At 44.6% G+C, this 25129-nt stretch carries 23 protein-coding genes; 15 read left to right on the forward strand and 8 right to left on the reverse strand.

What is annotated here, in order from left to right:
- Nucleotides 1–8: 8 nt before the first annotated feature.
- Complete coding sequence (locus CRENPOLYSF2_RS17275; RefSeq protein WP_087145198.1) at nucleotides 9–881, reverse strand: quinoprotein dehydrogenase-associated putative ABC transporter substrate-binding protein; 873 nt, start codon at nucleotides 879–881, stop codon at nucleotides 9–11.
- Nucleotides 882–1090: 209 nt separating this feature from the next.
- Here CRENPOLYSF2_RS17275 and fae point away from each other — a divergent pair, with 209 nt between their 5' ends.
- The gene (gene fae, locus CRENPOLYSF2_RS17280; RefSeq protein ID WP_087145199.1) at nucleotides 1091–1642 is read left to right on the forward strand and encodes a formaldehyde-activating enzyme; all 552 of its coding nucleotides are present in this window, start codon (nucleotides 1091–1093) and stop codon (nucleotides 1640–1642) included.
- Between the two features lie 328 nt (nucleotides 1643–1970).
- Nucleotides 1971–2975, forward strand: coding sequence for a cytochrome-c peroxidase (locus CRENPOLYSF2_RS17285; RefSeq protein WP_087145200.1), 1005 nt, complete (start codon nucleotides 1971–1973; stop codon nucleotides 2973–2975).
- A gap of 133 nt (nucleotides 2976–3108) precedes the next feature.
- Here the strand turns inward: CRENPOLYSF2_RS17285 and CRENPOLYSF2_RS17290 are convergent, their stop codons facing one another.
- The 7 genes from CRENPOLYSF2_RS17290 to ppx form a co-directional block, all read right to left on the reverse strand.
- The gene (locus CRENPOLYSF2_RS17290; protein WP_087145201.1) at nucleotides 3109–3636 is read right to left on the reverse strand and encodes a DUF3455 domain-containing protein; all 528 of its coding nucleotides are present in this window, start codon (nucleotides 3634–3636) and stop codon (nucleotides 3109–3111) included.
- 115 nt (nucleotides 3637–3751) lie between these two features.
- Nucleotides 3752–4579 carry a calcium-binding protein gene (locus CRENPOLYSF2_RS17295; protein WP_087145202.1) on the reverse strand — a complete coding sequence of 276 codons (828 nt, stop codon included), beginning with the start codon at nucleotides 4577–4579 and terminating at the stop codon, nucleotides 3752–3754.
- A 334-nt stretch (nucleotides 4580–4913) separates the two neighbouring features.
- A complete protein-coding gene (locus CRENPOLYSF2_RS17300; RefSeq protein WP_087145203.1) occupies nucleotides 4914–6347 on the reverse strand; it encodes a sigma-54-dependent transcriptional regulator in 1434 nt (477 codons plus the stop codon).
- Between the two features lie 2 nt (nucleotides 6348–6349).
- Nucleotides 6350–8380, reverse strand: coding sequence for a DAHL domain-containing protein (locus CRENPOLYSF2_RS17305; RefSeq protein WP_087145204.1), 2031 nt, complete (start codon nucleotides 8378–8380; stop codon nucleotides 6350–6352).
- On the reverse strand, nucleotides 8380–9360 hold the full coding sequence (locus CRENPOLYSF2_RS17310) for a cytochrome-c peroxidase (protein ID WP_087145205.1): 981 nt from the start codon (nucleotides 9358–9360) through the stop codon (nucleotides 8380–8382). The genes CRENPOLYSF2_RS17305 and CRENPOLYSF2_RS17310 overlap by 1 nt, the downstream gene beginning before the upstream one ends.
- A gap of 212 nt (nucleotides 9361–9572) precedes the next feature.
- On the reverse strand, nucleotides 9573–10841 hold the full coding sequence (locus tag CRENPOLYSF2_RS17315) for a hypothetical protein (protein WP_087145206.1): 1269 nt from the start codon (nucleotides 10839–10841) through the stop codon (nucleotides 9573–9575).
- Between the two features lie 9 nt (nucleotides 10842–10850).
- The gene (gene ppx, locus CRENPOLYSF2_RS17320; protein WP_087145207.1) at nucleotides 10851–12350 is read right to left on the reverse strand and encodes an exopolyphosphatase; all 1500 of its coding nucleotides are present in this window, start codon (nucleotides 12348–12350) and stop codon (nucleotides 10851–10853) included.
- 143 nt (nucleotides 12351–12493) lie between these two features.
- On the opposite strand from ppx, the gene CRENPOLYSF2_RS17325 reads away from it, so the two are divergent.
- The 13 genes from CRENPOLYSF2_RS17325 (at nucleotide 12494) to CRENPOLYSF2_RS17385 (ending at nucleotide 24650) form a co-directional block, all read left to right on the forward strand.
- Nucleotides 12494–13423 carry an ABC transporter ATP-binding protein gene (locus tag CRENPOLYSF2_RS17325; protein ID WP_087145208.1) on the forward strand — a complete coding sequence of 310 codons (930 nt, stop codon included), beginning with the start codon at nucleotides 12494–12496 and terminating at the stop codon, nucleotides 13421–13423.
- Complete coding sequence (locus tag CRENPOLYSF2_RS17330) at nucleotides 13420–14184, forward strand: ABC transporter permease (protein WP_087145209.1); 765 nt, start codon at nucleotides 13420–13422, stop codon at nucleotides 14182–14184. The genes CRENPOLYSF2_RS17325 and CRENPOLYSF2_RS17330 overlap by 4 nt, the downstream gene beginning before the upstream one ends.
- Nucleotides 14185–14253: 69 nt before the next feature.
- Nucleotides 14254–14445, forward strand: coding sequence for a hypothetical protein (locus CRENPOLYSF2_RS17335; RefSeq protein WP_087145210.1), 192 nt, complete (start codon nucleotides 14254–14256; stop codon nucleotides 14443–14445).
- Nucleotides 14446–14704: 259 nt separating this feature from the next.
- Nucleotides 14705–16966, forward strand: coding sequence for a ribonuclease R (rnr, locus tag CRENPOLYSF2_RS17340; RefSeq protein ID WP_087145211.1), 2262 nt, complete (start codon nucleotides 14705–14707; stop codon nucleotides 16964–16966).
- 52 nt (nucleotides 16967–17018) lie between these two features.
- The gene (locus CRENPOLYSF2_RS17345; protein ID WP_087145212.1) at nucleotides 17019–18431 is read left to right on the forward strand and encodes an AAA family ATPase; all 1413 of its coding nucleotides are present in this window, start codon (nucleotides 17019–17021) and stop codon (nucleotides 18429–18431) included.
- A gap of 6 nt (nucleotides 18432–18437) precedes the next feature.
- Nucleotides 18438–19001 carry a hypothetical protein gene (locus tag CRENPOLYSF2_RS17350; RefSeq protein WP_087145213.1) on the forward strand — a complete coding sequence of 188 codons (564 nt, stop codon included), beginning with the start codon at nucleotides 18438–18440 and terminating at the stop codon, nucleotides 18999–19001.
- The gene (gene rlmB, locus CRENPOLYSF2_RS17355) at nucleotides 18998–19747 is read left to right on the forward strand and encodes a 23S rRNA (guanosine(2251)-2'-O)-methyltransferase RlmB (RefSeq protein ID WP_087145214.1); all 750 of its coding nucleotides are present in this window, start codon (nucleotides 18998–19000) and stop codon (nucleotides 19745–19747) included. The genes CRENPOLYSF2_RS17350 and rlmB overlap by 4 nt, the downstream gene beginning before the upstream one ends.
- Nucleotides 19747–20370: a cytochrome c biogenesis heme-transporting ATPase CcmA gene (gene ccmA, locus CRENPOLYSF2_RS17360; RefSeq protein WP_087145215.1), complete on the forward strand. Its 624-nt coding sequence runs from the start codon at nucleotides 19747–19749 to the stop codon at nucleotides 20368–20370. Before rlmB ends, ccmA begins: the two co-directional genes overlap by 1 nt.
- Entirely contained in the window at nucleotides 20370–21044 is a 675-nt protein-coding gene (gene ccmB, locus CRENPOLYSF2_RS17365) for a heme exporter protein CcmB (RefSeq protein ID WP_087145216.1), read from the forward strand. Before ccmA ends, ccmB begins: the two co-directional genes overlap by 1 nt.
- A 90-nt stretch (nucleotides 21045–21134) precedes the next feature.
- Nucleotides 21135–21965 (forward strand): CvfB family protein, encoded by an 831-nt coding sequence (locus CRENPOLYSF2_RS17370; protein ID WP_087145217.1) that lies wholly within the window; start codon nucleotides 21135–21137, stop codon nucleotides 21963–21965.
- A 104-nt stretch (nucleotides 21966–22069) separates the two neighbouring features.
- Nucleotides 22070–23326 carry a DUF1615 family protein gene (locus CRENPOLYSF2_RS17375; RefSeq protein WP_087145218.1) on the forward strand — a complete coding sequence of 419 codons (1257 nt, stop codon included), beginning with the start codon at nucleotides 22070–22072 and terminating at the stop codon, nucleotides 23324–23326.
- A 136-nt stretch (nucleotides 23327–23462) separates the two neighbouring features.
- Entirely contained in the window at nucleotides 23463–23942 is a 480-nt protein-coding gene (locus tag CRENPOLYSF2_RS17380; RefSeq protein WP_087145222.1) for an FKBP-type peptidyl-prolyl cis-trans isomerase, read from the forward strand.
- 222 nt (nucleotides 23943–24164) lie between these two features.
- Complete coding sequence (locus CRENPOLYSF2_RS17385) at nucleotides 24165–24650, forward strand: flavin reductase family protein (protein ID WP_087145219.1); 486 nt, start codon at nucleotides 24165–24167, stop codon at nucleotides 24648–24650.
- Nucleotides 24651–25129 lie beyond the last annotated feature (479 nt).

The raw sequence follows: 25129 nt of genomic DNA on the forward strand, positions 1-25129 counted from the left end.
GCATTTTTTCAGTCATCATCCTTGGTGGCGCTTTTGCTGATGGGTAACAACGGGATGTTATAGGTTGCTATAATGTCCTGAATTTGTTTTTGATATTTGTTAATGAGTTTGTCCAGCAAGGCTTTCTTGTCTTTATCACTCTTGCGCACACCCATTGACATGGGGAAATCAAACTTTAACTTGGTCGATGATTTCATCGGCACGACGTTATAGGTATTTTTCGGGCTTTGTGAGATGACGTAGCCTGCCATTGGCCCCCATAAAATCACCATATCAATTTTTTTTGCTTTTAAATCCTGGTCTATTTGCATGGCGACATTGTTGTTTTCGTCGCTGGTCATGCTTTGGTACGGAATGCCTTGATCTAATAAACCGCTTTGCTGTAGCCAAGTGGTGCCAGGGCCTCTGTCAAACATGGCGATTTTCAATTTTTCCTGTTTTTCTAGCGGCAGATGGGTTAATTGTGCAGCATCTTGAGTCACCTCATCATAGCCACGGCCTTTGGCCATTAATAGCACGTAGGTGGATTGGTAGTAAGGCTCAGTCGTTAGCGCCATGTCGTAGCCGGTCGGCAAGCCCATGACCACATCGCATTTAAAGTCCTTGGAATCGACGATTTTGTCATTGACCGGTGCATTCAAGGTGTTACGGATAAAACCAATGCGCTGGGGTAGCCAGGTATATTCCAGGGTTTGCCCCAAATCTTTGGCGAACAGTTCGGCTATCTTGTTTTCAAAGCCATCCTGTTTTTTGCTGGAGTAAGGCGGATTGAGCGGGTCGGCGCAGACTTTAAATTTTTCCGCTGCTGTCGCGTTAAGGCTAACGCCAAGCAAAATAATACCGCTGATAAATGTGTTAACGTGGGGCAGGGTAATCTGCATTAGTTTTCCTTGTGTGTAGCCAGTAACAATAGCAATAGTTTACTGGATAAACTTTTAAAATAAAGCCTTGAAAATTAATTAGTACATTTTGAGTAACACCAAAACCAAATACCTGTAGTATTTGCAACTTTTGACATCTTACCTGTTGCTCATCTGTGTTTATCCATCATAAAATGCCTCTCTTAATTTATACGCTATAGGAATAATCAATGTCAGATTCAATTTGGTTTAGAACCGCAGAAGCCACGGTATTTTCCAGTGATGGCCAAGGTACTGATGCCATGCCGGAAATATTAATCGGTAACGTAAAAGGCCCGGCTGGTCATGCGTTTGCTAATTTAATGGGACAAACCGAAGGCCACACGCGCATGTTTGCTATTCGCGCATGCAACCAACAAGTCAAGCCAGCCACTATCATCGTGCCTAAAGTCACTATGAAATCGAGTGCTTACATCAATTTATTCGGTGGCCCCGTACAGTCTGCTATTGCTGATGCGGTATTAGACAGCGTGATAGCTGGTGTTATCCCCGCAGACCAAGCTAATGATCTGTGTATTATTGCTATGGTATGGATTGCGCCTGAATGCGCCACCAATCCTGATTTAGATCGCAAAGACTTATACCGTACCAATTACGAAGCCATGAAATTGGCTATTTCTCGTGCCATGAGTAATTCTCCAAGCATTGAAGAATTAATTGCTAACCGCACTAAAATTGTCCATGAAATGTACGATCCAGAAACTGGCGAGTCGCAGTGGTAAGTGTTTGCCTAGCCGTTTAGAGTAATCGGGCTACTGGCTTAATAAGGGACAACATGGAGGTTGGGTTAAACGCTTTTTTCAACCCATCCTTTCCAAGGCAGTGTAAATGGTGGGTTGCCAACAGCAGGTAGCCCAACCGACTTGAATGTTGTTATTTTTTGTCCCACATTAATGAATAGCCTACAGTCTGTAGATACGGCATAGAAATTTGATATACCTCGCTGGTTTTATATTTTACAATTCAGTTGGATGTGTAGAGTCTCTGGTTTTTCTTACCGTGCTGTAAGAAAGCCACCCTAAATATAATAAGTAAGTTTTGGAGGGTAATATGTTTAAAATTCGCTCATTGGTCACAGCAATTGCTTTGCTGGGTTCAATTTCCGCAGCGTCTGCGTGGGAAGCCTTGCCAACCACTGCACCTGCACCTGCGGGCAATCCAACTACCGACGCTAAAATTGCGTTAGGTAAAATGCTGTACCACGATCCACGCTTGTCTTCTACCGGCACGGTCTCGTGTTCATCCTGCCATAACACTATGTTGGGTGGCGAAGATAATCGGCCTAATTCGATGGGCGTTAATGGCCAAACCGGTGGCCGCAGTGCGCCTACCGTATGGAACTCTGCGTTTAATACCGTTCAATTCTGGGATGGTCGTGCGGACAGTTTAGAAGCACAAGCGGCAGGTCCTGTCACCAACCCTATTGAAATGGGTATGAAAAGCTGGGATGATGTCGTGGCGCGTTTAGATAAAATTGAAGGCTACCAAAGAGCCTTTGATGCCGCGTTTGGCACCGAGCCAATCTCTAAAGATAATGCCACGAGAGCGATTGCCGCGTATGAAAGAACCCTCATCACCCCAAACAGCCCGTACGATAAGTTTGTCGGTGGCGATAAAGCTGCGTTAACCCCGCAACAAGTCAAAGGTATGGAAAAAGTAGCGGAATTAGGCTGCACCAGTTGCCACAGTGGCCCTGCGTTTAATGGTCCTGGCGTATTCCAAAAATTCCCTGTTATTAGCAACGGTTTTTTTGAAGCGCAATATCACTTCAATAAAGATAAAGGTTTAGCTGAAGTGTCTAAAAAAGCAGAAGACGAGCATTTCTGGAAAGTGCCTACCTTGCGTAATATTGGTTTAACAGCACCGTATTTCCACAATGGTGCGGTTAAAAATTTGGATACTGCGGTACAAGTAATGGCCAAAACCCAGTTAAACAAAGACTTGTCTAAGGAAGAAATTGCTGACATCGTGGCATTTTTAAATGCACTGACCGGTGAATTCCCTGAACAAAAAATGCCGGTTTTACCTGGCACGCCCGGTAGTACGTTTAACTAAGTTTAAGTGGTAATACAACTAGTCACTTAAACTGAGACAAAAATATAGGTTGGGTTGAATATTTTTTTCAACCCAACTTAGTCCAGTCATTGTCAGTGCATCGACATGCAAGGCATTACAAAGGTTACAGACCTTACTGTTTTGGTGCCCAAAACCGATAATGGGCAAAATACGGTACCGGTAAGGTTTTTTTATCAACCGCAGGATTACATTGTGTAGGTGGCACACCACCCGACGTTTGCAATCGCTGCACATAATTTACCTTGCTAAATGCGCCCAAGCCTTTGTGTTCGCCCACCTTGAGCAGCAATTCTGCAATGGCGTTATCGCGTGGATTGCTGGCTACCAGTTTTACCAAAACACCGCTGCCATCGTGGTAATCAAAGCGAGGACCAAAAAAATGCGCTACGTATTGTCCGGCAGTGCCTCGCAACATCGCGGTTGGGCCAAGAAACTCGTATTTATAGGCGGATGAGCATTTGTAGGTTTGCACACCTTCAGTCACAAAGGTTTCCAAGACCACCTGGTTACCGGCAGGTACTTTTAGTTTTTCAGGAATGACTAAGCCATCTACGGCGTGGACTGTTTGGCTAACGGTTAAGCAAACAGCGCAGGCCAACAAGCTAAACGTGGTGTTAAAGTGAGTGTTAGTCGTTTTCATGATAATCACCTTCTAAGGATTCAGAAATCAAGTTGATGACTGGGTTCATTTTACTGAACAAACCCAGTCAATTTCGAGGTATCGCTAGAGCTAAAGAGTCTAGAAACCATAAGACTTAGAACAAATCTTCACAGTCGCGGTTGATAACATCAATTAGGGCATCTTTGCCAATTTTTACGCGATCAAGCCCAATACCACAGGAAAGATTGTCAGCTTCCTTATCGTCACTGTTGATAAAATCATCGCCGCTTTCCGCACTGATCTTGTCTTTGCCAGCACCGCCCCAAATATTATCCTTACCAGAGCCGCCGAAGATGACATCATCGTTTTCATTACCGTTTAAAATATCATCCCCTGCCTGGCCATTAATGGTGTCTTTGCCACTGTTGCCGTTGATGGTGTCGTTACCATCGCCACCCAAAAGGGTATCGTCACCCAGTTGGCCATTAATGATGTCTTTTCCCGCACCGCCAGACAGCACATCGTTTCTTTGGTTGCCGTTAAGCGTGTCATCACCAGCGCCACCATTCACTTCCATGATAGGATCCAGGCCAAAGGACAAGTCAGAAAAAGTGTAGGGAACCGGGGTAAAAATATCGTTACCGCCTTTTAAGTCAGCTTTTACTTTTTTAGGCATGCCGCCTATACCGCAAATCGCTAATGTTCTGCTTTGTTGTTTACAGCCAGCACCTGCGGTAATGCCCGTCTTGTCTTCGACGTAGTAACCATCAGGAAATTTCCCAGTCAGTTCAAAAGATTCATATGAGACGGTCACGTTGTTTACGCCAGTAGTACCGCCATTAACAGGGTCATCACCGACATAAAAGACGGTGTTGTCACCGTTACTGAGGTTGCCTTCTATGCGCACAGTTGAGGCGTGGGTTGTGGAGACGCTGCTTAAAGCCAAAACAGCGGTTACTAAAACAGATTGATAGTTTTTCATGATAATCACCTTTTAAAATATATTGATAATGTTAAGAGTTGTTAATGTAGTTCCCTTATTCGGGTTACATTAATAACATAGCGATTACCGTGCCAACTTAAATAAAATAAATATATTCATTATAAATCAATGCTATATTTATTGATTTTATAAGATGGCGGACATGAAAAGGCTGCGACAAAAATTGCTATACCTAGTAAATTAGACCCGTAGGCCAACAGGAATGGATGCCGATAAATTGTCTCACTGCAACTTTTGTTGCAGGGTTTTTTATGGTGGGTAGATAAAGTCAAACAGGGATAGAGGGGTTATTCTGGTCGTCAGGCCATATAAGTCACTGCCCAGCACCAGAGCAGTCATCTTCACGCCGTAGCAGGCGTTTGTTCAGGGCTTGGCGTGAAATGCCCAGCAAGCTGGCCGCCAAGCCCTGGTTACTGTCGGCACGGCGCAAAGCTTCATTAATTAATGACTCTTCGGATTCTTTTAAGGTCGGCAAGCGTTCAGGAAAATTGTTGGCCGACACCTGTGCGAGTGGGGCATCCAAAATGGCCTGTGTGCCAAGTTCCACAGCCCCCGCATCTTTAAAGCTTTGTATAGGTAACATTGTCCCTTGGCAGCGGGCGACCGCATCAAACACCATGCCTTCAAGCTCGCGTATATTGCCGTGAAAAGGATAATTTCTAAGCCACTGGTACAGTGCCAACGGTATGCTGGGCGCAGGTTTATTCAAAGCCAGTGCGGCTTTTTCCACAAAATGCGAAGTTAACTGCGGCAGGTCTTCCAGGCGTTCACGCAAGGCAGGTAGCTGGATGTGGTGGGTACGCAGGCGGAAATACAGGTCTTTACGGAACGTCCCATTCTCGACATCGCCCCGTACATTACAATGGGTGGCCACCACCACGCGTGCGCGGTTTTGCCGTGGCCGGTCAGCACCTAAGGGATAATAACTGCCATCTTGCAATAACCGTAACAGCTTCACCTGGGAGGCCATCGCCAAGTCGCCTATTTCATCAAGAAACAAAGTCCCCTCGCCCGCACTGGCCACCAAGCCTTCGCGGGGACGGTCAGCACCGGTAAACGAACCCTTGGCATGGCCAAACAGCGTATCTGAAAACATGGTGTCATCCAACCCCGCCACATTGACCGCCACCAACTGGCCAGGCCGTCCTGACAAGCGGTGCAAGACCTGGGCAATGAGCTCCTTGCCGGTGCCGGTTTCCCCTGCAATCAACACAGGCTGCGGGGAGGTGGCAATGGCTTCGATATAGCGGAAGATGGCAAACATCGCTGGGCTTTGGGTGACAATGTCGGCAAACGCCGCCGGTTGGTGCGGGCTGTTGGTCAGCAGGCGGTCTTTAATGGACAGGAATTCAGCACGTAAAACCCGAAGCTCCATAGCACGCCGGATAGCGGCGACCAAGCAGGCTTTATCCACAGGTTTTACCAGGTAATCACAAGCACCTGCCTGCATACACTGCACGGCTATTTGCAGGTCATTGGTGGCGGTCATCATAATCACTGCTTTATCGGGGTATTCGGCGGCTATCTGTTCCAGCAAATCCCTGCCCGATAAATACGGCATCATCAGATCCAGCACGACCACATCGACCGTCTGTGTTGCCAATAATGGCATGACGGCACGACTATCATCAAGGCTATGAACCTCTGGAAAACCTGATGTTCTGAGCACCAGGCTGGCGCTGTGTAATAACTGTGCTTCGTCATCAACCAGCAACACCGAACAATGGGACAGTGACTTATAGGACATGGTTAGAGCCTAGGGGTAGATACAGGGAAGACAACACGGGCGCGGGTACCTTTACCGGCAGCCGAAGAAAAACTCAATCGACCCGCGTGGGCACGCACCAAAGAGGCCGTAATGGCAAGGCCAAGCCCCGTACCACCTGAGCCTTGCTTGGTGGTAAAGAACGGGTCGCAAAGTTGTGTGAGGTGTTCGGCGGCGATGCCACAACCTTCATCACGGACTTCAAGGCAGACTTTTTGGCTCTCCGGCAACGGAAAAGTGGTGATGGCCACGGCACAGCTTGGGTCGGGCAAAGCTTCCAGTGCGTTGACCAGTAGATTGACCACCACCTGTTCTATTTGTTGGGGGTCGCCCGACAGCAGGGGCAATCCGTCCGCCAGCTGCATGGTAAAGTGCCCGCTCTTGCGGGTAATGAGGTGGTTTAACAAGCGCACTGCACATTCGACAGCCTCATTCAGGGAAAACTGTACCTGGGTACATGCCACTTGAGGCCGGGAAAAATGCTTTAAATCCGCCACAATGCGTTCAATGCGCTTGGCACCATCCTTGATGTCATGGATTAACACAGGCAGAGCCGTACGCATTTCACTGTACGGCAAGCCACCTAAAGAGAAATCACCGGCATCTTGGACATGGTCATCCAATATCTCCTGGGCATCACCCCAGCTATCTTCCAACAGGCTGGAATTCATCAAGATCAGTTGGTTGGGGTTGTTAATTTCATGCGCCACACCGGCCACCAACGTCCCCAACGCAGTCATCTTGTTGGCCTGGATGAGCTTGAGCTCCTGTTGGCGTGCGGTTTCTTCCAACTGCTTGCGGGTGCTGATGTCGCGTATGATAGCGGTTACATAGACATCCTCGCCGCGTACCCAGCTGGAAATCGACAGCTCCAATGGAAACTCACTGCCATCCTGCCGTCGCCCAACCCATTCAAGTGCGGTACGGTTAGGATTTAACGGGCTATTGCCATCTGTAAATGTAAACCCAGGTAGCAACTGCACCAATGGCATGCCCAAAGCGTTATCCCGTGTGTAACCGAACATAGCGGTAGCACCCCGGTTCCACGACACAATCGTTTTATAGCTGTTAACCGATACAATGGCTTCATGGGCGGATTCCGTAATGGCGCACAATTGCTCTTCACTATCCCGCAATGCCACTTCAGCGTGTTGCCGTTCCACAATCTCCTGCTGCAAATGGCTATGGGCACGGCGTAAATCCAGCGTGTATTTGCGTAGGCGCAAAAACTGGTAAATCACATAGCCCACCAGCACAACAGCAACCAGGTAAAGCCACAGCCGATGCGTTTTTGCCCTGTCTTCCGCCGCGCTGCCGTGGCTGTTTAGGGCTATCTGGAAATCATCGACAGCGGCGGTGATCGGGGTATCGATAATGTCACGTAACAACTCGTCCAGCTTGGGCAGTACCTTAACGATAAGCCCGCCGTGTGCCAGTAAAATCCGGTAATCTTTTGGCAGCGGCTTAAGCTTGGCCAAACGATTCAGCTCACCCTGTATAGCTTGCGCCGATTCAGGATCAGGCGTGGCCATAAAACTGAACATGGCTTGCCATAATGGGCCTGTTTGTGCAGGCGTGTCCGATTTGCCCCTTGGGTTCAATGCTTTGCCAACCAAGTTGAAATACATGACTGAATTACGTAACAAGGCGTTGTCAGACTTGAAGTATTCGGCCTTTGCCAATTTGTCCTGTAATACCGTGGCCAAGGCATCAGCCGATTTGGCCAAGTTTTGCCCCGTCCCGCTAACGACAGGGCGTGAGTCTGTTTTTAAGCTATTGGCCAGGCGGAGCAATTCATGTCCCGCCAGTGTCAGCGCATCGTAATTGGGCAATAAACCGGCACGTGCCAGCAGGATATCGCGCATCAGCTCCGCCTCGCGCAATTCAATGACACGCAGTGTTTCCTGCAGGCGGTTACGGCGATCCAGATCCGGGGGGGTGCTTTTTAGCCATAAATAAGTCAGTGCCAATAACAGGCTGCTAATGATCAAAATAGGCTTCCAGACGTTAGCCATTAGCGGGGCTCCACGGCCTTTCGGGTGACAGGTTTACCCAGGTATTCCCCTGTCAAGCTGTTTAGGAACTTGACGAGCAAACTACGCTCTTGGCTGGAAAGCGGCTTGCCTAGCTGATCCTCGGCCATCGTATCTACAGCTTCTTCCAGGCTGGTAGCACGGCCATCATGAAAATACGGCGCGGTAACAGCCACATTGCGTAGGCTGGGTACGCGGTAAACACCTAGGTCACGTTCATTTTTGGTGACTGTATAGCGGCCGTCATCGGCCACTTTGGGATTACCCTTGGGCTCACCAAAAATACCAAACTTCTGGAACAGGTTGCCGCCGATATTCATCCCTTGGTGGCAGGCCACACAGCCGAGCGACTTAAACAGCTGGTAGCCTTGCTGTTCTCCCGTATTCAGCGCATTTTTTTCACCGCGTAGAAATCGGTCAAAACGGGCATTGGGGGTGGCCAAGCTACGTTCAAAACAGGTTAATGCATCAACCAGATTGAATTTGTTCAGGCCATCGGGGTAAATAGGGGCAAAATCCTTTTTATAACTGGCATCAGCACTGAGGGCGGCCAGCAATTCGGGCCAGGTGGCGTTCATAATTCTGGGGTTTAGCATCACTTTTTCGGTATGTGCCTCCAGGGTGGTTACTACGCCGTCCCAGTTGTAAAAGTAGTTAAAGCCGACATTGAACAGGCTGGGCGTGTTGCGCAAAACAGCAACACCATCGGCTGATTCGGCACGTTGTTTGCCATCCATTGCGCCGCTGTCGAGTGGATGGCAAGTGGCGCATGATCGTGTGTGTTGATTGGAAAGCCTGTTGTCATGGAACAGGCGCTTGCCCAAAGCTACTTTCCCTGGATTTTCGGTGTTGGTAAGCGGCAGGGGCGCAAGCGGCTCCTCCAATGGTTCGGCTGCAAGAGCGTGACATAACAGTAATCCCGTGCTAATCCATAGATAAGTGGTAAGTTGATTTTTTGTCATCTTCGTTTTGGGGTGATGTGTTAACAGCTTTCCGGATAAGAAGTGATAACACATTACTACAGCCATTTTTAGTCTAACGAATATAAACAATTATCCATTTATTTTAAATTTGCCGAAGGACATAGGATTTTTGTTTCGGCAAGCTTACCATAAACGTGTTTTAAAAATCTCTCTCTTAAATCAATGTTAATTGAGCTTGGATTTTACGCCTTCTAATTGTAAATAGGCAGTTTTGCTATCCGTGTATCAATGTCTTTTATCGTTCTTTTGTAAATGCCGCTGTTAATTGAGCTATAGCGTTTTTTAAATTCTGCTTCGCTCATGTGCTCAGGTAAGTCTGTTGGATCGGGCATAAAATCACGGTAATGGGTAATCTCTGACATAGATTTTTGCAATTGTCGTGCGCTTTCTGGTGATTGTGTTGCGGTTTCGCCAAAACGTGTGCCGGCTTTGTCGGCGGCTAAATCAATAAAACTAAAGCCGCTGCCAGTTTTGGCATCACTTAATTCTTTTTCTTCGCCCATCATTTGAGCAAGTTGGCCATTAGCCGATGCAGTAATCGCCGCTGTTGCAATAAAATGTTGCGCTAAATCAATTCGTTTGTATAAAAACGTTGATGTTCGCCGAACCGTAGTGGTATCTAGTATATGGCCAGGCAATGCGAGCATGCCTTCTTTATTGACGTAATCATTAATTGTAAAAATAACCTGTTTATTTTCTTCAATCGCCGTCTCTGGCGTTGAGCGCTGGTACGCCAAGGCAAACAGCGGTTTAAGTAATTCAGCCAACGATAAGCGCCACTTGGGATCGTGGCGCTTAATAACATCTGCCAGTGTTTGCTGGTACGGATTAACTGCGTTGCTAATAGTGCTTTCGCCGCCGTGGGCTAATAAGTTACGCGCTTTTACCAACGCTTCTCGATTAGGATGGTAAGTGATGGTGATTTTATCATCGCTTATGTTAATGGCTTGAATAGGGTGAGTGGCCAGAATAAAATAATCTTTTAATGAGCTGTGTTCAATCACTTGATTGATAATAAAGGCTGCTAATTTAGACGGCAGTAATAATTTTCCGGCTTTAAATTTGGTAAGGCTAGGCAATGCCGCATTGTCTTCGTTGCCTAGGCGGAAGGTGATATTGATATACTTGCCTAAACGGTTTTCCGGTAAAGTCGCAGTAACAATAAACTTAAGTTTATTTTCTTTGATGGAAATATGGACGGCACTTTTACTGTAGCGGTTTAATAAATAATTGGCGGCGAGATTTAAATCGGCGTGACTTAATTCCAGTGTAGCGATTGCATCGGGTTTAGTTTTAGAGCCTTCGTGGAGTATTTTTTTGGCACGCACAATATCGGCAGGCTTCATGATCCACTTTAAGGCAACATCGGGGGTATCGCCGACGGCACAAAATACCAAGACGGCAGAGGCTAACAACAGAGCCGCTAAGCCATAAAGTATCAGGCGTAATAAGGTTTTCATACAGAAAACTTACGAAAACTCCAATTTAAAGCCAGCTGATTTAAGATAATCGGCCTCCTGGATAAGATCGGCATGCGTTAAGGGCAGTTGTAATAAGTAGTCTTTAGAAAAGTGTAGTCGAATTTTGTTTTTTACTAAGTTGACTTTAAAGTCCAACAGCGTATGTTCGTAGCGATTGCGGTGTAGCACCACGGCCAAGCGTAAAATAACACTCAGAAAAATGCCTTGCTCATCCCACGGCGTGGGTAAATCACTGAAATTTGTTTTCGAGAATTTACGTCGGTGCGCCTTTACTACGGTGGCCAGAATCTTTTGATCTTGACTGGAAAATCCGGCTAAATCGCCATTTTCAATAATATAGGCACTGTGTTTATGGTATTGGCTGTGGGCAATGTCCATGCCGATTTCGTGTAGCGCCGCTGCCCAGTTTAAAAATTGCACTACGGTGTTGTTAGTGAACAGCGGTGTATCAATACCCAGTTGCGTTAGCATATTCGCAATGGTTTGCTGAATACGGGCTGCATGTTCCTGGTCGGTATGGTAGCGCTCTGCCAAGGCGTTAACCGTGGTTGAGCGGATATCGTCATCGTATAAACGGCCTAATAAATCTAAGACCAAACCTTCGCGTAACGCACCGTCTGAAATTGTCATTTGCTCAATCTTCAGGCTTTTAAACACGGCATAGACAATGGCCACACCACCGACAAAGACCGGTAAGCGTTCGTCATCTAATTCAGGCAAATTTAATTCATTAACATGATTACACTGGCTCATATAAGCAACTAATTGTTCCAAACCATCACGGGTAATGCCGTTATTACTCCAATTTTTGGCCTGTAACACTTTGGCAATTGAACGCAAACTCCCAGATGCACCTATCGCTTCTTGCCAATGTTTGCTGTGGTAATCTTTTTCAAACGGTTCTAAACGTTGTTCGGCAAATAATGTCGCTTGCGTAAAAGCGCTTTTTGATAAACGGCCATCTTTAAAAAACTGATTGCTCATAGACACACAGCCCATATTCAGGCTTTCTTTTTTTAACGGTGTGTTGCCAGTGCCAATAATACACTCGGTACTGCCACCGCCAATGTCCATGACAAAGCGTTTATTGCCATTGCCGCCCAGACTGTATGCCACGCCCATATAAATCAAGCGCGCTTCTTCAATACCGGAAATAATATGAATGGGATGGTTTAACGCTTGCTCGGCGAGCAGTAAAAATTGTGGGGCGTTTTTGGCGGTGCGTAAGGTATTGGTTCCTACCACGCGCACATTACCAGGCGGCACATCGCGAAGTCGCTGGCTAAAGCGTTCTAAGCAACTTAACGCGCGTTCCTGGGTTTTGATGTCGAGCAGGTTTTTTTTGTCTAAACCCGCCGCTAATCTCACCATTTCTTTCAGCCGATCAATAATTTGCAGGCTGCCGTTATGGTAACTACAGATGATCATGTGAAAGCTATTTGAGCCTAAATCTACAGCAGCAACAATTTCGGGGACTTTTTTTGGCACGAGGATTCCGGTTTTTTACCTACAAAACTTGGTAGTTTCTGCTAAAATCAACGGCTTTACACTGCCGTTCTTAATGATATTGCCGTCTAAGACAGGTATTAATTTAACTTATTTCCGAGATTCCGTTAAGTAATAGTTTCACTATGCACGCATTGTCCCTACGTAATCTCACAAAAACCTACAATAATGGCTTTCAAGCGCTTAAAGGCATCGATTTGGACGTGGAAGCGGGCGATTTTTTCGCACTGCTCGGCCCCAATGGTGCCGGTAAGTCCAGTGCAATTGGCATTATTAGCTCCTTGGTGAACCCTACCAGCGGTAGCGTCAGTGTGTTTGGTCATGATTTAAAACGTGAGCGCGATAAAGCCAAAAGTTGTATTGGTTTAGTACCGCAAGAGGTTAATTTTAACCAGTTTGATACGGTCAAAGCCATTGTTTTTAATCAGGCTGGTTATTATGGCATGCCGCGTAAACTGGCGTTGCAGCGCACCGAAATCTGCCTTAAACAAATGGATTTATGGGATAAGCGCGACAGTATCTCCAGACGCTTGTCCGGTGGTATGAAGCGTCGTGTGATGATAGCCCGTGCGATGGTGCATGACCCCAAATTGTTGATTTTAGATGAGCCGACAGCAGGTGTAGACATAGAAATTCGTCGTGCCATGTGGAAATTGATGAAGGAAGTCAACGAGCAAGGCACCACCATTATTTTAACCACGCATTATCTGGAAGAGGCTGAAAGCCTGTGCCGCAATATCGCCATTATCGACCAGGGCAGAATTGTCGAAAACACCGATATGGCCAGTTTGCTGGCGAGGCTGAATCTGGATCATTTTGTGTTGGATTTGGCGGAGCCACTGGTCATGTCGCCACAACTGGATGGCTATCAGGTGGAAAAATTTTCCGCTAAGGTGCTGAATGTCGCTGTGCCCAAAGAAGTCGGCCTTAACCATCTGTTTAGCCAGCTCAGCGCACAAAACATCAAGGTTGTCAGCCTGAAAAACAAAACCAATCGCCTGGAACAATTGTTTATGGATTTAATTGAATCCAAGCCCGTTAGTGCCCCCCCATGAACCACTTCATTGCCTTTAAAACCATTGTTAGAAAAGAAATTTACCGTTTTTTGCGTATTTGGCCACAAACTTTGTTGCCACCGGCGATTACCACCGCCTTGTATTTTTTAATATTCGGCAAGTTGATGGGTGAGCGCATTGGCGCGGTGAATGGCGCAAGTTATATGGATTACATTGTGCCGGGCATTATTTTAATGTCGGTGATCAGCCACGCGTATTCCAACGTGGTGTCGTCTTTTTACTCCACTAAATTTCAGCGCAATATTGAAGAATTACTGGTGGCACCGGTACCCAATGGGGTAATTTTGGCAGGTTATATTTGTGGCGGGGTTGCCAGAGGTTTACTGGTAGGCGCAGTTGTGGCGTTAATATCACAGATATTTACCGATATTGCCGTTAACAATGCTATGATTGCCCTAACAAGTGCGCTATTAACCGCCACCGTGTTTGCCTTGGCGGGCTTTATCAACGCCACACTGGCTGAAAGTTTTGACGATATATCGCTGATCCCCAACTTCGTGTTAACGCCACTCAGTTACTTAGGCGGCGTATTTTATTCTGTTGATATGCTGCCCGCTATTTGGCAAAAAATATCGTTGGGAAATCCTATACTGTACATGATCAATAGCTTTCGCTACGGTTTGATTGGCATTACCGATGTTGATGTGCCAGTAGCGTTTGCTATGATGGGCGGGTTTATTGTGCTGTTAACGCTGGTTAGCTTGATCTTGTTGCACAAAGGCATTGGCATTAAAAATTAGTGCGCTTGTGCTGGTGGCTTGGCTTAAACCGTGTCGGTCATTTAACATTAAGGTGTTGAGTCGTTTATCATGAGAGCAATCAAATTTACCTCGTGGCAAGAAGACCGTTTTTTTATGGGTTTTCTTAATGAATACCCTGATTATCAAACCCAAGGTTTGACTAAAGAAGAGCTTATCGAAAACTTGAAAGACTTGTTAATTGACCTTGAGTCTGGGCAAGTACCGTATATTCGTAAGGTTGAAGAGTTATGGGTCGCTTGATTGAAAAGACGATCTTAGTTGTTGAGACACGTTTTGTAGGTTGGGGTGAGGTAACGAACCCCAACGCTTACGGTGATCATGTGTTTGGGTTCCTCGTATCCACCCCAACTTACAAGCTGATGCAACTAAATCCGGTGTAAACTTGTCCAAGCCACATGATTCGTGTTCTATAAAATAAACACGCCTTTTCACTCAAACCAACCCGTCGTCATGTACATTATCACTTATTGTCACTCTTATTCCTTACTTAGCTCTATCAATGCCCCCAAAAACTAAAAAAGAGGTTGATTTCACCTCAACCAAAGATCCCTACGCTCAGCGCGAAGCTGAAAAATACGAACAACCGATTCCCAGCCGGGAACTGATCCTGCAACTGATTGAGCATAAAGGTAAGCCTCTTTCACGCACCGATATTGCCGAAGCGTTTTCCCTTACCGATGAAGACCAATTAGAAGCCTTGCGCCGCCGCCTAAGAGCGATGGAACGTGATGGCCAATTGTTGTTCAACCGTGGCCAAAAATACTGTCTGGTTAATAATAAAGACTTAATCGTTGGCCGTGTGATCGGCCATATCGACGGCTTTGGCTTTATCAAGCCGGACGACGGTTCGGATGACTTATTCCTGTCACCGCGCGAAATGGATCCGCTGCTGCACAATGACCGTGCGATGGTGCGCATTGTTGGCATCGATAAAAAAGGCCGCAGGGAAGGCGCGGTTGTTGAAATTCTGGAGCGCAACACGCATTTTGTGGTTGGGCGTTTGTATCAGGAAAATGGCTTTACCTATGTCGTGCCGGACAAGAAAAATATCGCACAAACCATTTTGCTGCAAAAAGACGGCATTGGTGGCGCTACACAAGGCCAGATCGTGGTTGCCGAGATCATCGAACAGCCCACCAAACAACGCCAGCCCATAGGTCGCATCACCGAAATTTTGGGTGACCATCTTGCACCAGGCATGGAAATAGAAATGGCGCTGCGTTCACATGATTTACCACATATCTGGCCGGATGCGCTGCTGGAAGAAATCAAACCTTTGACCGCAGAAGTACCCGAATCGGTTAAAGAAAGCCGCACCGATTTACGCAAAATTCCTTTGGTGACTATTGACGGTGAAGATGCACGCGATTTTGACGATGCCGTGTACTGCAAAAAAACCCCGAAAGGCTGGAAACTGCTGGTTGCTATTGCCGATGTGTCGCATTACGTACAAATTGGCAGTGAATTGGACAAGGAAGCGCATAATCGCAGCACCTCGGTGTACTTTCCTGAGCAAGTTATCCCGATGCTGCCGGAAATTTTATCCAACGGCCTGTGTTCACTGAATCCGCATGTTGACCGTTTGTGCATGGTGTGTGAGCTGTTGTTTGACGAGCTGGGCGAAGTGATTTCCTCACGGTTTTTTGATGCGGTGATGAACTCCCATGCCCGTTTTACTTATACGGATGTCGCCAAAATGTTGGTCGATGGCGATAAGGCGCTGATTAAGCAACACCAACCATTATTGCCGCATTTGCGCGAGCTTTACGCCTTGTACAAAGTGCTACGCATCAGCCGAGAACAACGCGGCGCAATGGACTTTGATACCCATGAAACCAAGATTGTGTTCGGTGCGGATCGTAAGATAGAAAAAATAGTGCCCACTGTCCGCAATGATGCCCACAAGCTCATTGAAGAATTCATGATTGCCGCCAATGCTGCGACGGCGCGTTACTTAACTAAGAAAAAGCTGCCCAATCTGCGCCGTGTCCATGAAGGCCCTAGCGTTGATAAAATTCTGAACTTACGGACGTTTTTGGGTGAATTAGGCTTAAGCATGGGCGGCGGTGCTAATCCTACACCAATAGACTACATGCACTTGGTTGATAGCATCAAAAGCCGCCCTGACGCGCATTTGATTCAGACGGTGTTGTTGCGTTCCATGTCACAAGCGGTGTACAGTCCTGAACTTAAAGGCCATTTTGGGTTGGCGCTGGAAGCTTACGCGCATTTCACATCTCCCATCCGTCGTTACCCTGATTTGTTGACTCACCGCGCCATTCGCCATACTTTGCAAGGTAAATCCGCTGACAGCTTTGCTTACGGGGTACCCGATATGGTGTTGCTGGGCGAACATTGTTCTGCCAACGAACGCCGCGCCGATGATGCTACCCGTGATGTTATCAGCTGGCTGAAATGCGAGTATATGATGGACAAAATCGGTGAGGAGTTTGTTGGCATTATTTCTGCCGTCACTTCATTTGGCTTTTTTGCGGAACTGAATGATATTTACGTGGAAGGCTTGGTGCATATCAGCAATTTAGGCCAGGATTATTACCACTTTGACCCGACCAGCCACAGTTTAATTGGCGAGCGAAGTAACACACGCTTCCGTTTGGGCGATAGCGTTAAAATCAAAGTTGTTCAGGTTAACTTGGATGAGAAAAAGATTGATTTTGAATTGGTGCAAAAAACTGGGTCGGTTAAAAAAAGTACAGCCAAGCCTTTTGTAAAACCTGCTAAAAAGCGTCGTAAAAAGTAATATTCAATTATTTTTCTTATTAAACAGCATATAGAATACCAAGAGATTTACTATGAAGCTTGATGTAAAAGTCAAAAATCTAGGAAAAATTAAGGAGGCCGATTTTCATATTCGGCCTATGACGGTTATCACTGGGCCTAATGGTACGGGTAAGAGTTTTTTTACCAAGTCCTTGTATTCAATTTTAAACGTTATTAATAAAAATATTTATCATGAATATGTGATTCAAAAAATTGATGAGATTGAATCTTTATTAGAACTGTTTTTTAGAACTATTACGAAGCTGCATGAAAACAGAGAAATTCCCGCACACATAAATACTGGTGACAAAGGGTCTAGTCAAGATCTAGAAATCAAGCTTAACAAATTAAAAGATGAGTTTGTTGCAATAAATAATTACAAAACTTCTGATTACTGCTTTTTTGCAGCCTCTAAAGTTGACGTAGTAGAGGGGATACGTGAGAGTTATAACTCGTATTTATATGATTTAAGAAACATGTATGATGTTGGATTTGACAAACTCGCAGCAGAAGAAATTAATACTTATTTTAATAATTTCATATTTCAATTAGGAAATATAGCTCATCATTATAGTGATTTTTTCACCGATGATATAAAAAATGAGCTTAAGGATAATTTTCAAATCCCAATGTTAAGTGAATTAATTAGTTTTGGAGAGAAAAAAATAGAAATTGAAATCAATAAGCTTTCAAAAATTGAATTAAATGACTGTCAAGTAATACTCAACTTAAATTCTGATGTTATTTATGCAATTTCAGATTTGCCTAGTGTCGTTTTTTTTGAATCCCCTGCTTATTGGAAAGTCAGAGATGCATTGAAATCAGCTAAAAACAATCAAAATCGCCCTCGGTTACCCAAAAATAATAATGATATATTAACAGGTGTACCAAAATACTTTTACGATTTAGATAATGTTTTAAATATTAGAACAAAAACCGAAGGTGTTTTTAAATCTGCAACCGATTTATTAAAAAGCACATTAGGTGGTGAGTTTGTTTTCAAAGATGATAATTTTACTTTTATCGATAATGATCGACGAGAAATATCAAAACATCTAGTTTCTTTTGGAATGACTAATTTGGGGATGATTCAAGCTCTATTGAAATACAACGTAATAACCGAAGGTTCTTTTATCTTTATTGATGAACCAGAAACTAATTTACACCCCGATTGGCAAGTTAAATTAGTTGAAGTATTATTAATGTTGGCCAAAGGCGGGGTTAATGTAGTTATCACCACGCACAGCTCCGACCTAATGAAAGCCTTAGAAGTTAAGATTAAAAAACAACAGATTGATGTTATGGAAGATTTTCTATCGGTGCATTTTGTGGATGTTGATGGAAAATTGCTTGAATTTGAATCAGAAGACAAGCTACAGCAATTAATTGAAGCGCGAAATTTATTGAGTCTGGCGTATCAACAGCTTTATTTTAGTGATTTGTAAAATACCATGTTCGATAAAAATGTGTATTTGCAAACCATTGAACATGCGTGTTGTATGGCTGGTGAAATTGAAAAATCCGAATTAAAAGCCTTTAAAATTGATGACGATGACGGCATTGCAAAAGCAATTGGCTTTCATACAGGGATGCTAAATAAAGTCGATTATTTTTTGGCAAAAGACAATGCTGTTCAACTCATAGAATTAACTGACTTAGAAGAAAGTCACCAGAGTTGCTACGCTTATATCGAAAAAGAACTTACTGCGTTAAAAGTTGAAAAAAGTACAATAAGTAAACGCGAAGAAAGCAATATAGTGAAAGAAGCATGGAAAGATACCAAGGTCGAATTTATAAAAAAATGGAGTGGTTCGATTGCTGTAATAGAACGATTGTACCGAAAAACTAATGAATTGGGTGAAGCAGACCCAAATTATAAACTGCTAATTGTTTGCAAAAACCATACAGATATTGAGATGCTCGATGCCTTGAAACGGCAGCTGTCAGGAATGATGGGCGATGTGCAAATTTGTAAAACCGAAACGCTCAATAACGTCCTCATCGTAAAATTATGAAACTAAGCAAACTCTACGGCTTACACTCCGTGCAAGCCGCGCTCGATTATTCGCCCAAGAAAATAGGCAAAGCCTGGATAGACGACCAGCGCCAAGACAAGCGCTTAACGCAAGCGCTTGAGACACTGCTGGATTTAGGCATTGAGCCGGAAAAGGTCGACCGCAAAAAGCTGGATAAACTCGCCGACAGCCATAACCACCAAGGCATCGTCATTGAAGTTGAACTGCCTGCCGAATTATCCGAAAACCAACTCAAAACCGCCGTTGAATACCTGACCACACCGGCCTTGTTTTTGGTATTGGATAACGTGCAAGACCCGCACAACCTCGGTGCTTGCTTACGTAGCGCCGATGCTACCGGTGTACACGGCATTATCATCACCAAAGACAACGCCACCGGCATTACGCCCACCGTGTGCAAAGTCGCCAGTGGCGCGGCGGAAACCGTGCCGGTCTACCAAGTCACCAATTTGGCCAGAACCTTGCGCTGGCTCAAAGACAACGGCTTGTGGATCATGGGCGCGGCCGGTGAGGCCACCCAAACCGCCTATCAAACCGATTTTACCGTGCCAATGGCGCTGGTATTGGGCGCAGAAGGCAAAGGTTTGCGCCGGTTAACCAAAGAACAATGCGACATACTGGTAAAACTACCCATGCTAGGGCAAGTGGAAAGTCTTAACTTATCGGTAGCTACCGGCGTGTTACTGTACGAAACTATACGCCAACGGCAACTTGCTGTTAAATAATGCCACAGCCGTCGACACACATCCTTGAAGGCATCAACTTAAGCTGCATACGCGATGACCGTATCCTGTTTGAAAACCTCAGCTTTTCGCTTACCGCTGGCCAGACCTTATTGCTGGAAGGTAAAAACGGCAGCGGTAAAACTTCGCTGTTACGCATCTTGTGCGGCTTTCGCGAAGCTGATGAAGGGCAGATTCTGTGGTGTGGCGAGGCGGTTGAAGACAGCCAATACCATGCTGACATGGCTTATGTCGGCCATCTGGACGGCGTTAAAAAAGAATTAACTGTCTTGGAAAACCTTAAGGTATCGTTAGCACTGGGTACGCAAGGCACTTACAGTATTCAACAGGCGTTAGTGAGGGTACAATTATCCGGTTACGACGATGCCTTGGTGCAAACCTTATCGGCTGGCCAAAAGCGGCGTTTATCGTTGGCACGGCTGTTGATTACCCATAATATTTTATGGATATTGGATGAACCGTTCACCTCGCTCGACAAGCAAGGTATTATTTTAATTGAAACCCTGATGACCGAACATTGCGCTAACGGCGGTATGATTGTTCTCACTTCACACCATGACATTGTCTTGCCTGATGTCAGTTTACAACGCATACAGTTATCCTGATGTCTTTATCACGCGCTTTTTTTGCTATTGTTCGTAGAGATTTGGTACTGGCGCTGCGCCGCCGTTCCGAAATCGCCAATCCTATTTTCTTTTTTATTTTGGTAATTACTTTATTCCCGTTGGGGATAGGTGCTAAACCTACTATATTGCAGGCGATTGCCCCTGGTATTATTTGGGTATCGGCGTTATTGGCGACCATGTTGTCCTTAGACAGCTTGTTCCGTTCTGATTTTGACGATGGCTCGCTGGAGCAAATTATTCTCAGTCCACAGCCAACGTCCCTATTAGTGTTAGCTAAAATCACCGCGCATTGGCTGGTGACAGGGTTGCCGCTGTTAATCGTTGCGCCGTTGCTGGCGGTGTTTTTAGGCATGCCCAGCCATGCTTTGCCGGTGTTATTGATTACTTTATTGTTGGGTACGCCGATATTGAGTTTAATTGGCGCGATTGGCGTTGCTTTAACCATTGGTCTGCGCCGTGGCGGCATGATTTTATCGCTGCTGGTGTTGCCGCTGTACGTGCCAGTGTTGATTTTTGCCAGTAACGCGGTAGAAATTGCCAGCAGCGGGCTGCCGGTTACCGCACAAATCAATATCCTGATATCTATGTTGGTGATGGCGTTGGTATTAGCCCCGTGGCCGACGGCGGCGGCTTTAAAAATGAGTATGAGTTAATGTACTATTCTGAAAAATAGCGATTAAGATTTTAAACTCCGTTACACAAATTGAACGCCATGCAATTTATTGCACTCATTGAGTCTCTTCATGATAAATATCGGTAAAATTAATACACTGAAAATTGTTAAACAAGTGGGTGCTGAAATCCATCTTGAAAGCGGCAAGCCCAGCAAGGTATTGTTGGTGGATAAAAAGCCACCCGAAAACTGCCAAATAGGCGATGTTTTGACGGTATTTGTATATTTAAATTCCGAAGGTCAGTTGGTTGCTACTAGCCAAACACCCTTGGCTTTGGTTGATGAAATTGCTTGGCTTAAAGTAGTATCGCTGAATTATGTTGGGGCTTTTTTGGAGTGGGGTTTGCCTAAAAATCTGTTGGTACCGTTTAGCGAACAACACCACGAACTGGAAGTGGGCAAGTCTTATTTGGTTAAAGTATTTTTAGATGATAAAAACCGGCTTGCTGCCACCACTAAAATTGATCAATTTATCACCGATATTTCAGTCGATTTTGTCGCCGGTCAAAAAGTATCATTGCTCATTACTGATAAATCTGAACTGGGCGTGAAGGCTATTATCAATAACACCCATTGGGGGGTGTTATACGAAAACGAAATATTTCAGCCGCTTAAAAAAGGTCAAAAGCTGGATGGCTATATTAAACAGATACGCGAAGATCATAAAATTGATCTTGTTTTGGATCAACCTGGTTACGGTAAGGTGCTATCATTAACCGATAGTATATTGCTTAAGTTGAAGCAAAACAATGGCGTGTTAATGCTCAGTGACAAAAGTCCTCCAGAAACTATCTATGCCATATTTGGTGTCAGTAAAAAAGTATTTAAACAAGCCATTGGCGCGTTATACCGGCAAAAGCTAATTAGCCTTGATAAAGAGCATGGCATTAAACTTATGTGATGTTTTGTGTTTAAGAGAGTTTTTCAAAATTGGCTTATCGATGAAATAAGCCCCGCTTAATGCTATTATGGTGATCTAATTTTAGACAGCAGGCGGATAAAATTGTGAAATTAGAGCTTCTGGGTAGCGCATTGTTTAAGATTATAAAACTAAGCCTGCCCTGGTTATTCGTTATACTGGTTATTGTGTTAGCCACATGGCAATCACCTAATGTTAAACAGCCTCTGGATGGCATACAAAAAAGTGATCGTGAAACGGTACTTATGCCAGGGCTTTCTACCAAACAAATCACCCATTTAATAGCGCGTGCCGCCCCTAATGTAAGTAATAGCGAAAAATGGTCTACTGAGCTTAGGAATGCCTTAGAAGCCAATCATCTGGAAAGTAGTCACGAAAATATTTGCGCGATGATTGCTATTATTAACCAAGTGTCTAGTTTCGAAAGCAGTCCTCGTATTGCTAGTTTAAGCGATAAGGCTTTACGCGAACACATGGCAAAGCTAGTGGCTACTCTGTCATTGCGCCATCATACCGTGGCTTCTTTTGAGGCGTGGCTAAAACACAAGCCCAGCATAAAAAATAATTATTGGCGTAGATTACGTACTGCTAAAACCCAGCAAGTTCTCGATATTACTTACCGAAAAATAATAGCGGATCAGGTTTTTTTACCCGATACTAAAGCTAATGTATTGCAGGACAATGCTCAGTTACGTGACATTATTGAAGATAATAACAGTATTAAAACCATAGGCGCTATGCAGGTGCGCGTCAGCTTTGTGGTATCCATTGAAGAGCAACGTTTAAAGCGGGCGTTGACACTGGCTGAAATATGGGCTATTCGTGATCAATTGTATACCGGTAAAGGCGGTATGTATTACGGTGCGTTACTGTTATTGGCCTATGACGGAGGCTATGATAAAAAGCTGTATCGTTTTGCTGATTTCAATGCAGGACGCTATGCCAGTCGCAATGCTGGATTTCAAGCGACCGTAGCGGCGTTGTTAGATAAGCCTGTGACTACCGACGGCGATTTGCTTATTTACGATAAGCAAGGCATACCCACCAATACTGTCAGCAACAGTGAAAAAGCTATTAATGCGGTGATACAAAAATATCATTTATCACTAACGACAGCGCAAATACATGCCGATTTGCTGCAAGAAAAGCAAAGTAATTTTCAACGAACGCCAACTTATTTGGCTATTACCCAGCAATATCAACAGCTCACGCATAAACCGGTGCTGTTTGCCCTTGTGCCTAATATCGTCTTAGCAGGTGAAAAAACCATACCACGTCTATCAACGGATAAATTTACCAAAATGGTGAATAATCGCTATCAGCAGTGTCTAAAAAAGCAATAATACACGCCACGCTTATTACATAATATGCCATCACTCTTCGCGTTACAAAGTTACGTTTTATGTGTATTTTTCCAGACAAACCCTGCATAAATCTATATCATACTCAGCTTTAAAACTACGGATGAAGGTTTTTACCATGCAAGTTGCAAATAATATGGCGGTTTCCATACACTACACGCTTACTAACGATGCGGGCGAGGAGCTTGACAGCTCTATCGGTCAAGAAACATTAGATTATCTGCATGGTACAGGTAATATTATTGCTGGATTGGAAAATGCAATTACCGGTAAATCGGTAGGGGATAAGTTTACTATTCGTATAGCGCCTGAAGATGCTTATGGCGAAATTCATGAAGATCGTGTGCAAATTATTTCTCGTGATATGTTTGAAGGTATTGATGATATTCAGGTTGGCATGCAGTTTCATGCCGATGTCAGTCATGGCCCTGGTGTTGTCACCGTAATCGATATCAATGATGATGATATTACCATTGATGGCAATCACCCTTTGGCTGGCGTAACGCTAAATTTCGATGTGGAAGTGGTTGATATTAGACCGGCAACCGCAGAAGAAGTATCGCATGGCCATATACATGGCGCAGGTTGTGATCATTAATCATTAGCTATAAAAATGCGTGTCTTGATTGATATTCTGTATCAATCAAATTAAGCAGAATGATACGTCGTTTTTGGTAATGTACTAAACGATTAACGTCTGAAAGCCAAGAATACAATAGATTGCAAATTTATAGTGTTAAAATACAGGCATCTTTTTATTAAGGCCATGCCTTTATTGCATTAAAAGCATGGAGCCTAAAACACACTCAGGGAGTAAACAATGGCGACAAGTGCAGATGATTTTAAACAGGCATTGCAACTGTGGGCTAGCGGTGTCGCCATAGTCACTACACAATCAGAACAATACGGTGTGCGCGGTATGACAGTAACAGCATTTTCCAGTGTTTCTGCACAGCCGCCACAAATATTAGTCTGCATCAATCAATCGGCGGATACCGGTGAAAATATTAATGCCAGTGGTCTGTTTGCCGTTAATATTTTAAATGCCAATCAACAAGATGACTCTAATAATTTTTCTGGTGGCAATAATCAAGAGCAACGTTTTGCTAATGCCCATTGGGAAATGGGACAATTTGGTACGCCACTGTTAACTGACAGCATTATGTCGCTGGAATGTAAAGTAGTGGAAAAAGTTGCCGCAGGCACGCATTGGGTTATTATTGCCGAAGTACAGGCTGCTATTAGTCGCACCGGAGAGCCTTTGTTGTATTATCGGGGTGCTTATCGACAATTGAACGACGCGTAATAAATGGTAGTCATACCCCTAATTAAGCCTCGCCAGTTGTAAATTAGCCTATAAAATGGGTCAAGCACGCCGTGCAAGTGTGTTGCAATGACTAAAAATAGGCTGTGACTACCTTGCTACGCCGAACAAAAGCAGTAATTTTCCTCAATTCTGATTTATTTCATCTGAAACCTTGAGAAAATAGACTCGGATTTCATCGATGATGGTGTTTTACCCAACTCGGAAGAAGTACCTGTATCAACTAGAAACGGCATAGGTGATATCACGCCGATCATTTCAGTTATACCCATAAAGCCAATCACGATGACACAAAATAACAACTAATGCTGTATCTTGAAAAATCGCCCCGAAAATCCCTCAAGGCTTAGTCGATATATTTTTGCATGAATTTTCCCCATTTAGATTCAGGGGTAATACAGGGCAAACGCATTAAAAACCTTTATTAAACATGCCATAAGGCGATATAGTGTTTGGCATTT

The organism is Crenothrix polyspora, from assembly GCF_900163755.1.
Lineage (GTDB): Bacteria > Pseudomonadota > Gammaproteobacteria > Methylococcales > Methylomonadaceae > Crenothrix > Crenothrix polyspora.